At 41.3% G+C, this 11,051-nt stretch carries 10 protein-coding genes; 7 read left to right on the top strand and 3 right to left on the bottom strand.

Going from position 1 to position 11,051, the window contains the following annotated elements; all coding sequences use genetic code 11:
• Positions 1–53: 53 nt before the first annotated feature.
• Positions 54–2,333: a molybdopterin oxidoreductase family protein gene (locus CVT15_RS10230; protein WP_343219212.1), complete on the bottom strand. Its 2,280-nt coding sequence runs from the start codon at positions 2,331–2,333 to the stop codon at positions 54–56.
• Positions 2,334–2,726: 393 nt separating this feature from the next.
• Positions 2,727–2,999: a 30S ribosomal protein S15 gene (gene rpsO, locus CVT15_RS06365; RefSeq protein WP_103577100.1), complete on the bottom strand. Its 273-nt coding sequence runs from the start codon at positions 2,997–2,999 to the stop codon at positions 2,727–2,729.
• 146 nt (positions 3,000–3,145) lie between these two features.
• Here rpsO and CVT15_RS06360 point away from each other — a divergent pair, with 146 nt between their 5' ends.
• Genes CVT15_RS06360 through CVT15_RS06330 form a run of 7 tightly spaced genes read left to right on the top strand, consistent with a single transcriptional unit; the run spans position 3,146 to position 9,650 of the window.
• A complete protein-coding gene (locus CVT15_RS06360; protein WP_054196916.1) occupies positions 3,146–3,550 on the top strand; it encodes an RrF2 family transcriptional regulator in 405 nt (134 codons plus the stop codon).
• 2 nt (positions 3,551–3,552) lie between these two features.
• The gene (flhA, locus tag CVT15_RS06355) at positions 3,553–5,745 is read left to right on the top strand and encodes a flagellar biosynthesis protein FlhA (RefSeq protein ID WP_103577099.1); all 2,193 of its coding nucleotides are present in this window, start codon (positions 3,553–3,555) and stop codon (positions 5,743–5,745) included.
• A gap of 9 nt (positions 5,746–5,754) precedes the next feature.
• Positions 5,755–6,780: a DHH family phosphoesterase gene (locus CVT15_RS06350; protein WP_103577098.1), complete on the top strand. Its 1,026-nt coding sequence runs from the start codon at positions 5,755–5,757 to the stop codon at positions 6,778–6,780.
• On the top strand, positions 6,777–7,004 hold the full coding sequence (locus tag CVT15_RS06345) for a hypothetical protein (protein ID WP_002942640.1): 228 nt from the start codon (positions 6,777–6,779) through the stop codon (positions 7,002–7,004). Before CVT15_RS06350 ends, CVT15_RS06345 begins: the two co-directional genes overlap by 4 nt.
• A 9-nt stretch (positions 7,005–7,013) precedes the next feature.
• Positions 7,014–7,424, top strand: a complete 411-nt coding sequence (locus tag CVT15_RS06340; protein ID WP_103577097.1) for a tetratricopeptide repeat protein — start codon at positions 7,014–7,016, stop codon at positions 7,422–7,424.
• 16 nt (positions 7,425–7,440) lie between these two features.
• The gene (locus CVT15_RS06335) at positions 7,441–8,370 is read left to right on the top strand and encodes an aspartate carbamoyltransferase catalytic subunit (protein ID WP_107793721.1); all 930 of its coding nucleotides are present in this window, start codon (positions 7,441–7,443) and stop codon (positions 8,368–8,370) included.
• Between the two features lie 2 nt (positions 8,371–8,372).
• Complete coding sequence (locus tag CVT15_RS06330) at positions 8,373–9,650, top strand: dihydroorotase (RefSeq protein WP_107898129.1); 1,278 nt, start codon at positions 8,373–8,375, stop codon at positions 9,648–9,650.
• 94 nt (positions 9,651–9,744) lie between these two features.
• On the opposite strand, the gene CVT15_RS06325 is transcribed toward CVT15_RS06330, so the two are convergent.
• Entirely contained in the window at positions 9,745–11,034 is a 1,290-nt protein-coding gene (locus CVT15_RS06325; RefSeq protein ID WP_103577094.1) for a M28 family peptidase, read from the bottom strand.
• Positions 11,035–11,051: the final 17 nt, after the last annotated feature.

The raw sequence follows: 11,051 nt of genomic DNA, 5'->3' as shown, positions 1-11,051 counted from the left end.
GCAATGTCAGCATTTTTGGATAATGAAATTTAGCGGGATAGCTCCCGCTAAATTTACTCATTTATCGCTGCGTTTCCATGGTGGTGGAAGTCATCGTAGATGATCTTTGAAGTTTGGAATTTCTCGCGTTTTAGCTCGCGAACTCGTAAAAATTCCTCTTCATCGATCTTTTTGATCTGAATAGCTGCTTTAAATGTCGGAGTCTTACTGATGTAGTCCCAGCCACTGCTTGTTAGCTCATTGCAAGAGCTCTCCCAGTAGTGGAAAGTCATCTGGATGATGCCATCAGGCACGATGTCTGTTACTTCAGCTTTTACGACGATGTAGCCGTATCTACTCCATGCTTTGATGAAGTCGCCTTGTTTTAAGCCATATCTTGCTGCAAGTGCTGGATTCATTTCGGCGATAGGTCCGATGCTATCTCCGCCTTCTTCAATCGCTCGTGAGCGTCTTGTCATGGTGCCAACGGTGTATTGATAGACCTTTCTTGTAGTTAAAAGCTGTATCGGATACTCATCGTCAGTCTTTTCATCGACTGAGCCAGCCATGATAGGATACTCAGGCGACATATTCATCTTCTTAGCAAACTCAAGTTTTGCGCTCTCGATCTTATCGGCCTTATCCACAAAGAGGCATGGCACAAAACGACCTTTGCCATCAGGTGTGAAAAATTTCTTATCAAGATAGAGGCTCTGACCGCCCATGTCATCTTCATTTGGACATGGCCAGTGTAGTCCGTGATATTTTTTGATACGATAATAACTCATACCGCCATATCGTCTTGGGTCGCATTTTCTAACTTCTTCCCAAATTTCTTCTGGTGAGTTGAAGTTAAATCCATCAGTTGCTCCTAAACGGCGTGCGATCTCACAAACGATCCACCAGTCTTGTCTAGCATCTCCTGGAGGTGTAATGACTGCTTCGTTGTGCTGTACGCGGCGCTCTGCGTTTGTATAAAGTCCTTCTTTCTCGCTACTTGCAACGCCAGGAAGTATGACGTCAGCTTTTAGTGAAGTCTCGGTTAAGAATAGATCTTGCACGACGTAGAAATCAACATGAGCGATACCTTTTAAGAAGTGGTTTGTATTTGGCTCAGAGATGACCGGATTTTCGCCGATAGTCCAGAAGAAATGCACTTTGCCATCAAGGATCGCATCAGGTACTTCGGTTTTGTGAACGCCTATTTTTGAGCTCAAAAATCCAGGTTCTAGGTGCCACATTTTTTCAAACCAAGCTCTTTGCTCTGGATCAGTTACTGAGCCAAGATTTGGGAATATATTTGGTAAAACACCCATATCGCAGCATCCTTGAACATTTTCTTGTCCACGTAATGGTAAGTCACCTGTGCCAAGCTCGCAGATGTTGCCAGTGATCAAGAATAAATTTGATACATCGCAAACTCCGCCAACGCCGTGGTTAAAGTGAGTCACGCCCATGCCGTGAGTGATGACAGCTGGCTTTGTGGTAGCGTACATTCTAGCAGCTGCTCTGATATCCTCTGGATTTAGCCTTGTGTATTTAGCCACGACCTCTGGAGCATAGTCTTTTACAGCTTCTTTGACATACTCAATGCCTATTGTGTGATCTCTTACAAATTCTTCATTTACAAGGCCTTCTTCTATGATAGTGTAAAGAAGTGCGTTGATAACTGGGATATTGTGCTCTGGCTCTAGTTGTAAGTGAATGTCGGCTCTACTTGCAAACTCGGTCTTGATAGGATCAATAACGATAAGTTTTGCACCGCGGTTTAGCGCTCTTTGGATGTGCATAGCTGCGATTGGGTGACCATTTTCTGGGTTTGAGCCTATCATTAATATACAGTTACTATAAGTGCCAATCTCCGTAAAGCTATTTGTGGCAGCTCCGTTTCCGATTGTTTTAGCAAGTCCTGCTACTGTCGGAGCGTGTCAAATTCTAGCACAGTGGTCGACGTTGTTTGTGCCAATTACAGCGCGCATTAGCTTTTGTGCGACGTAGTTGTCCTCAAGCGTACAGCGTGCTGAGAAATTTCCTGCTAGTGAGTTAGGACCGTATTTCTCTTTGGCTTCTTTCATCTTTTCTACGACAAGGTCAAGTGCTTCGTCCCAGCTGGCTTCCTCAAAATCACCATCCTTTGAAAATACGCCATTTTTCTTTCTGATGAGTGGTTTTGTAAGTCTATCCGGGCTTGCTACATAGTCCCAGCCGTAAAAGCCTTTTAAGCATAAATTTCCTTGATTAACTGGATTATCTTCAACGCCAGTTGCGGCACGAACGACGTTATTTTCCACATGCAAGGTAACCTGACAGCCCGTCCCACAATAAGGACAGATGACTTTGCCTTCTTTCATCATTTTCTCCTTTGCTATGCAATATTTGCATATTTCTATATGGGTAATGTTACTAGCCAAATTCTTAATCTTTAATAAAAATTCTTTACCTATAAAAATAAATTTCTAATTTAAGTTAGAATTAATATAGTTCCACTAAAGTCAATTGTCTAGGGATTTTAAAATTTATTTAAAATTGATAAATTTATTATAAAAGAAATAAAGATATAGAGATTTAGCTTTTTATATAAAATGAAGAAATTAATTCTAGTTTTACTTTATTTAAAAAGGTTAGTCATATTGTGAGTAGATAAATTAATACTAAAGATGGAAAATTTTAAAATAGACTGCAAAATTTTGAATAAAAGAAATGTATAAATGAAATTTAGTAAGGAGAGCAGATCGCTCTCCGTGGGATTATTTATCTCTTAAGCCAAGCTCAGAGATTAGTTTTGAATATGTAGTGTAGTCTTTGTTTTTAAGATACTTTAAAAGTCTTTTTCTTTGACCAACTAATTTCAAAAGACCTAAGCGTGATGAAAAGTCTTTTTTAAAAATTTTAAGGTGTTCTGTAAGTTCAGTTATTCTAGCTGTTAAAAGAGCTATTTGAACTTCTGGAGAGCCTGTATCTCCATCTTTTCTAGCGAATTTCGCAACTATTTGAGCTTTTTTAGCCGAATCCAAAGCCATAATGACCTCCTGATTGGTGAATTTTGGAAGAGCGATTATAGCATTTAAAACATAAAGTTAGATAAAACTACGCTTTTTAAAAATTAATGAAAAATGCAGTAAAAATTTAATAAAATTAGGGCTATTTAAAGACTTAAGGAAGATAAATGCTTTTTACAAAGGCAAGCGAATACGCTCTACTTTCACTTATTTTAATATCTCAAAAATCATCTCCAGTTGATGTTGATACGATCTCAAATGAACTTAAAATTTCAAAAAGCTTTTTAGCTAAAATTTTACAAAATCTTGCAAAAGATGGAATTTTAAAGTCGTTTAAAGGGGCAAATGGCGGTTTCGCGCTAAATAACGAACCTGAAAATTTAAGCATAAAAAAGATAATAGAGTGCGCTGAAAAACGTGAACTTAACGTCTTTGAGTGCTCATCTTCTGCGGATGGCTGTCCGTCAAATAAAGCCTCAAGCTGTCAAATTTGGTCGATGTTTAGCGGCCTTCAAAGCAAGATCGACGAGATGCTTGATGCGATAAAACTAAGTGATATCGTTAAGAAGTAAAGTTGGCAAAGCAAAAAAATAATATCTTAACTCTTGTTGCGCCGTTTCTTGCGCCAATTGTTAAGTTTAAAAGCCTTAGCATCGTTGGTATCATTGTTGCCATCCTTGCTATCATCATCGTACCGCTTCCAAGCGCGGTGCTTGACTTTTTTCTGGCACTTTCTATTTCTATTTCTGTGCTTATAATTTTAATTTCGATTTATGTGCCAAAGCCAACCGATCTTAGTACATTTCCGACACTAATTCTTATCGTTACGCTTTTTCGCCTCTCGCTAAATATCGCAACCACACGTATGATCTTAAGCGAAGGTCATAACGGTCCAGAAGCGGTCAGTGAGATCATCTCAAGTTTTGGAAATTTCGTAGTTGGCGGCAACTTCGTTATCGGCACCATCGTCTTTTGTATCTTGGTTCTCATAAATTTCATGGTCGTAACAAAGGGCTCAACCCGTGTGAGCGAGGTGCAAGCGCGTTTTACACTTGATGCGATGCCTGGTAAGCAAATGGCGATAGATGCGGATCTAAACGCAGGTTTGATTGATGAAAAAACGGCGCGCGAAAGACGTCAAGCCATCATCGGCGAGGCAAATTTCTATGGCGCGATGGATGGTTCGTCTAAATTTATAAAAGGTGACGCCGTCGCTGGCATAATCATCACTATCATTAATATCATCGGTGGCTTTGCTATCGGCTCGTTTCAGCATGGCCTTGATATGGCGACATCGGCTCAGTATTATACGATCCTAACTATCGGTGATGGACTTGTGAGCCAGATCCCAGGGCTTATCACATCAACAGCGACTGCTATCATCATCACAAGGGCTAGCAAGGACGATGAGGACTTTGCAGAAGGCACGTTAAATCAGCTATTAGGGGATTATAAAACCTTACTGATAGTGGGCTTCATACTATTTATGTTTGCCCTTGTGCCAGGTCTGCCAACCCTATCTCTTGGCTTTATAGCACTGCTATTTTTGGGACTTGGCTACATCATCAAGCAGACCAAAGATGGCGGGCTAAATTTAAGCCTTGCGCCAAAAGACAAAACAGCTTCTAAAAAAGCTGGAGCCGCTACGCAAGGTGGAGCAGGGGCAGCTGCTAGTGGTGCCACTACTAAGGTGCCAAAGAAGAGCGACGAAGAGATCGCAAGAGAAGAAGAGACTAAGATAAACGACATCTTAAAGCTTGAAATTTTAGAGCTCGACCTAGGATATGGTCTGCTAAAGCTAGCTGACGTGGATCTCATTGAGAGGATTCGTGCTATGAGGCGAAACATCGCTTCAAGTCTTGGCTTCTTGATGCCAAAGATAAGGATCCGCGACAACCTTCAACTACCGCCAAACGAGTATCGCTTTAAGCTAAAAGGTATCGTGATCGGTCAGGGTGAAATTTATGCTGATAAATTTCTAGCGATGGATAGTGGCCTAGTTAGCGAAGATATCGAGGGAATTCCGACAAAAGAGCCAGCTTTTGGGCTGGACGCACTCTGGATCGATGCTAGCGTCAAAGAGGACGCCATACTTAGCGGCTACACGATAGTTGATCCTGCAAGCGTCATCTCAACGCACATGAGTGAGCTTATCAAGCAAAACGCAGCCGAGCTTCTAACCCGCCAAGAGACGCAAAATTTATTAGACAAACTAAAGATCGACTACCCAGTTGTGGTCGAGGATACGCTAAGGATCGCACCTATAAATTTGATCCAAAAGGTTTTAAAAGCGCTGCTTAAAGACAATATCCCGATCAAAGATCTGCTTAGTATACTTGAATCAATTAGCGATATCGCCGAGGTTAGTAAAAACCTAGATATGATCATCGAACATGTGCGCGCAGCACTCTCACGTGTCATCACTTCGCTTTATGTCGATGAGAAAGGTCAGCTAAATTTTTACATTTTAGATAGTGCCGCACAGCAAAAGCTTATGGACGCGGTGCAGTATAAAGACGGTGCGTATCATCTTATGATAAATGTGGCTCAAACTTCATCGATCGTTCAGGCTCTAAGGCATGAAAAAGAGAAACGTCCGATGAGTCAGCACGGTGAAATGGTGCTTTGTGTGGAGCCAAGTCTAAGAAAATTTATAGCAAATATCTGCGCAAATTTTGCCATCGACATCGTGGTGCTAAGCTTTGCTGAGATCTCGGCAAATACGCCATTTGAAACGGTTGGCGTCATAGAAATAGAAAATTTATAAAGGAAAACGATGAAAATTTATCACCTCTCACACACCGATCTTGACGGATACGGCGCGCAATACATAACAAATTTTTACTTCAAAGATGTGAAATTTCTAAACTCAAACTACGGCAGAGAGATAGATGATAAATTTGCTCAAATTCTATCTGAGATAGATGTCTCCAATGATGATAAAAACGTCATTTTAATCACTGATCTAAATTTAACTCTAGCTCAGTGCGAGAGCTTTGAGGAGATGATAAAGGGTAAAAATATAAAGCTATTTTTGCTAGATCATCACCAAAGCGGTGCCGAGTGCGCGAGCGCTTATGCTTGGTATTTTTTAGATAGCTCAAGATGTGCTACAAAGATCACTTATGACTTTTTTGCAGGCATTTTTGGTAAAAACAAAGAGCTTGAAATTTTTAGTGACGTCGTAAATGCCGTGGATATCTGGCTAAAAGATGATAAAAATTTTGAGATGGGAAAGGTTTGTTTGGGACTTGTGGCAAATGCTAAAGAGATAAACAAGGTAATGTTTGAAGCTGAAAACAACCTCTATATGGATCACATCCTAAAAGAAGCAAGCAAATTTTTTAACGAAAAAAACGACTATATCGGCCTTGATATGCAGGTGCATGCTATTAAGAAGTCATTTTTCAAAGAGGATAAAGACGACACGCTAAGCAACCTGATCTCAAACTACGTCGTAAAAAAACTTAGTGAAAATAAAGAGAAATTTAGCATAAACTATAAAGATCATAAAGGAATTTTAACCTACAATGTCGGCAACGTTTCGGTTATTGGCAACGACTTTTTAGTGGCAAATCCTGAATTTGACTTCTTTATCGACGTGACAAACAAAAAAACGCTAAGTTTTCGTGCAAATGGCAAGCTAGACGTTAGTGCCATGGCAAAACACCTAGTTGGCGGCGGCGGGCATGTTAATGCAAGTGGTGGGCTATTTGCAAATTTCAAAGATGGCTTTAGTTATGAGCCGATTAAAGCCCAGATAATCGATCTAATAACCAAAAAAACACAGGAGGAGATATGAAAGAAGAAGAGGTGAGCGTAGAGGAGCTTAGCTATGAGCTTAGCATGGTGCTTGAAGCGATGTTTTACTATGCTGGCGTGAAAAAAGATAAGCTTGAAGAGGCAGCAAATCTCTATGTCGAGTGCATCGACGATGCGCTAGAAAACTCTGATGCTAGCGGCAGCGACGAGGTCATAGAGATAGTTGAATATATGAAAAAACACCATCCAAAGTTATTTAAATAAGGAGAAAATATGAAGAAAATTTTAGTTTTAGCGGCGGCAGTTTTTGCGCTAAATGCTATGGCAAATGAAAATTTAGACAAGGCAAATGAGCTTTATGCAAAGAAAAATTTCAACGAGGCCTATCTTGCTTTTAATAAAGCATGCGGCGATGGCGAGAAAAAAGCTTGCACGATGAATGCGATCATGCTATTTAACGGCGACGGTGTGGCAAAAGATAGAGTTCAGGCTGAGAAAATTTTTACAAAAATGTGTGATGAAAACGAGGGCATGGCTTGCGAAAAACTAGGTGAAATGATCGCTTATGGCCTTGTAAAAGATAAAGACGCAAACGAAGCAAAGAACGAAGAAAAAGCAAAGGCTTTATTTAAAAAAGCTTGTGATAACGGCTACCAACCAGCTTGCGACTTCGTAGCAAAATAAATTTAAGAGGCTTAAAATGGGCTACAAACATAAAGATTTGATAGGAACTAGAGAGCTTAGCAAGGAAGAAATTTTATATTTTTTAGAGGCGGCGAAAGAGTTTAAGGAGCTAAATTTAAGCCAAGTGAAAAAAAATGACTATCTTCGTGGAAAGACCACGATCAACGCATTTTATGAAAACTCGACAAGAACTAGAACATCCTTTGAGATCGCAGCAAAGAGACTTGGAGCTGATACGATAAATTTCAGCTCGTCAAGCTCTAGCGTGACAAAGGGCGAGAGCCTAAATGACACGATGAATAACATGGCTGCTATGAGAAGTGACATCATCGTACTTCGTCACCCAAGCTCTGGAGCGGCGAAATTTGCAGCTGATAGGACAGAAGCTAGCGTCGTAAATGCAGGGGACGGCACAAATGAGCACCCAAGCCAAGCTTTACTTGATCTTTTCACGCTAAGAGAGCATGGCAAAATTTTGGATAAAAACCTAAACGTGGCGATCATTGGTGACATCGCCAGAAGCCGCGTGGCAAGGTCTGACATCTGGGCGATGAAGAAATTTGGCATAAATTTAAAGCTCTTTGCGCCAAGGATGATGATGCCAAAAGACGCTGAGGTCTTTGAGTCTAGAATTTGCAAAAATATGGAGGAGGCTTGCGAGGGCAGTGACGTCATCATCATGCTTCGCATCCAGCTAGAGCGTGGCGGTGCGGACGTGGCATTTCCAAGCTCGAGGGAGTACTCGAAATTTTTTGGACTAAATAAAAATAGGATAAAGCTAGCCAAACCTGATGCGATCGTGTTGCACCCAGGACCGATAAATAGAGGCGTGGAGCTAAACTCAGATGTGGCTGATGGCGCGCACTCAGTCATACTAAATCAAGTTGAAAACGGCGTTGCTATAAGAATGGCGATACTAAATACGCTTGCAAAAAATAGGGGCTAACGATGAAAATAGCAATAATTAACGGCACTATCGTAAATAGCGACGAGAAATTTAAGGCAAATATCCTAATAGAAAACGGCAAAATAGCCAAAATAGGAAGTGAGAAATTTGATGCTGATAAAGTCATCGACGCTACAAATAAGCTCGTCATGCCAGGACTTATCGACATGCACGTGCACTTTCGCGATCCTGGTCAAGAGTATAAAGACGACATCATCTCAGGCTCGCAGGCAGCGGTGGCTGGAGGAGTGACAACCTGCCTTTGCATGGCAAATACAAACCCAGTAAATGATAACGCCTCGATCACAAGGGCGATGATAGAAAAGGCTAAAAACTGCGGACTGATCGATCTTTTGCCAATCGCGGCCATTAGCAAAGGGCTTGGTGGCAATGAGATCGTTGAAATGGGCGATCTTATAGATGCTGGCGCAGTTGCATTTAGTGACGATGGCCTACCAGTGACTAGCTCAAGCGTGATGAGGGCGGCGCTTGAGTACTCAAGCATGTTTAACAGCTTTTGCATAAGCCACTCAGAGGACTGCTCGCTTTGCAGGCAGGGCGTCATGCACGAGGGCAAGGTCTCAGCCATACTTGGACTTCGCGGCATGGCGAGAGAGAAAGAGGAGATCGCAGTGAGCCGTGATATGCTGCTTGCAAAGCTCACTAAAGCGCACATCCACATCGCTCACGTAAGCTCGGAGTACTCGCTAAAGATCATCGAAATGGGCAAAAAAGAGGGCATAAACATCACTTGCGAGGCCACACCTCACCACTTTAGCTTTAGCGACGATGAAATTTTGAAAAATGCCTACGATACAAATTTCAAAATGTCACCGCCACTTCGTGAGATAAGCGACGTAAAAGCGGTAAGAGAGGCGCTAAAAAGCGGTCTCATAGACGTTATCGCCACAGACCATGCCCCACATCACACGGACGAAAAGATAGTGGAATTTGACAAGGCGCCATTTGGTATCATCGGACTTCAAACTCTTGTACCGCTTACTTTAAAACTCGTAAATGAGGGCGTTATAAGCCTAGAGCGCATGGTGGAGCTAACATCTACAAATGCGGCTAAAATGCTAAATTTAAAAGACAAAGGTAAGCTCGCAGAGGGCATGCTGGCTGACATTGCGGTGATAGATCCTGAGATCGAGTATATCTACGACGAAAAGATAAACCGCTCAAAATCTATAAACTCTCCACTCTTTGGTAAAAAACTAAAAGGCGCAGCGACTACCACGATAAAAAGTGGCAAGATCGTTTATGAGTTTGGAAAATAATATATAAATTTGCTCGTTCTCAAGAGCAAATTCTCAATCTATAAAAACGCAGAATCAAAATTTGCTAGAAATTTCTAGCAAATTTTGGTTTGGATTATGAGTTATATTTTTTAACGATACCGCGAACAACTTTCTCGATGAAAAGTGCTGAGGCGACTTCGCAGTGCTCTCTTGTTGAGTGCGGTGAGTAGATGTTTGGTCCAATAGAACAAGCACTAAGACCCGCTTTTTTCTCTAAAAGTACTCCACACTCAAGACCTGCGTGCACGGCTGTTATCCTAGCTTCTGGCTTATAAATTTTAAGCTCTTCTAAGATATCGTTTGCAAATTTATCATTTATAGGTTTCCAAGCTGGGTTTCTATCTTTACTGATAACGCTAAAACCAACCGCTTTTGCAAGCTCTGAAATTTCAAATTCCATTCTATTTAGACCGTCTTTACTCATTGATCTTGCAAAAAACTCCACTTCAAGTGTGCCATCATCTTTGATCTTTGCAAGTGAGAGATTGACACTATCTTGTGGTATGCCTAGCTCGCAGTTATAGGCTCTTACACCTTGAGAAAATGAGTTAATAAGAGCTAAAATTTTCTCGCCATTTTCTAAAATCTCATCTCCCGTGCCAAGCTTTTTCACGCTTAAATTCTCACACTCGCTCTTTAGCTCTTTGTCGCTTAAAACTAGCGCAGTTGCGCTACTTGGGATAGAGTTGCTTCGCTCGCCACCTTCAAATTTAACAAGTTTGCAGCCATTTTTAGTGACAAATGTGGCCAAAATCTTGATCGCATTTGGGATATTTTTGTGTATCTCATTGCCAGAGTGACCGCCTGGTAGGCCGCTTGCTTTTACTTCATAAAGTGTACTCTCTTTTGTTTTTTTACTATCTAGCGCGATAGTGGCAAATAAATTTATGCCGCCAGCACAGCCGATAGTGACGCGGTCGTCCTCTTCGCTGTCTAAATTTAAAAGCTTATCGGCTTTGAGATCGCCACTAAAGCCAGTAGCTCCGATCATGCCAACTTCTTCGTTGTTTGTAAAGAGGCACTCAATGTCGTCAAATTCGCTTATCATCTGCATCATGATAGCCACGCCGATGCCGTTATCTGCGCCAAGAGATGAGTTTTTGGCTCTCATGTAGCCATCATCGCCATAAACTATCTCGATCTTTGGAGCATCGCCCATGCAGACCATATCGTAGTGGCTTTGTAAGCAAATTTTTGGTTTGCCTTTAAACGCGTGAATGTTGCCAAAGCTATCGACTGTGACCTCACAGCCCTTATCTTTTGCATAGCTAGCTAGAAAATCACGCATCTTATCAGTCTCATAACTGCAGTGCGGTATCGTAGTAAGTGTCTCAAATTTCTTTAAAATTTCACTCTTTGACATATTTGCCTCCGTAAAAA

It is taken from the genome of Campylobacter concisus, from assembly GCF_003048595.2.
Classification (GTDB): domain Bacteria; phylum Campylobacterota; class Campylobacteria; order Campylobacterales; family Campylobacteraceae; genus Campylobacter_A; species Campylobacter_A concisus_L.
Note: the sequence above shows the minus strand (reverse complement) of the source record. Positions and strands in the feature narration are given on the sequence as shown.

What these genes read in the sequence shown, in the direction of transcription:
- rpsO (WP_103577100.1), bottom strand. Translation starts at nt 2,999, where the DNA reads ATGGCTTTGGATTCGGCTAAAAAAGCTCAAATAGTTGCGAAATTCGCT.
- CVT15_RS06360 (WP_054196916.1), top strand. Translation starts at nt 3,146, where the DNA reads ATGCTTTTTACAAAGGCAAGCGAATACGCTCTACTTTCACTTATTTTA.
- CVT15_RS06350 (WP_103577098.1), top strand. Translation starts at nt 5,755, where the DNA reads ATGAAAATTTATCACCTCTCACACACCGATCTTGACGGATACGGCGCG.
- CVT15_RS06345 (WP_002942640.1), top strand. Translation starts at nt 6,777, where the DNA reads ATGAAAGAAGAAGAGGTGAGCGTAGAGGAGCTTAGCTATGAGCTTAGC.
- CVT15_RS06340 (WP_103577097.1), top strand. Translation starts at nt 7,014, where the DNA reads ATGAAGAAAATTTTAGTTTTAGCGGCGGCAGTTTTTGCGCTAAATGCT.
- CVT15_RS06335 (WP_107793721.1), top strand. Translation starts at nt 7,441, where the DNA reads ATGGGCTACAAACATAAAGATTTGATAGGAACTAGAGAGCTTAGCAAG.
- CVT15_RS06330 (WP_107898129.1), top strand. Translation starts at nt 8,373, where the DNA reads ATGAAAATAGCAATAATTAACGGCACTATCGTAAATAGCGACGAGAAA.
- CVT15_RS06325 (WP_103577094.1), bottom strand. Translation starts at nt 11,034, where the DNA reads ATGTCAAAGAGTGAAATTTTAAAGAAATTTGAGACACTTACTACGATA.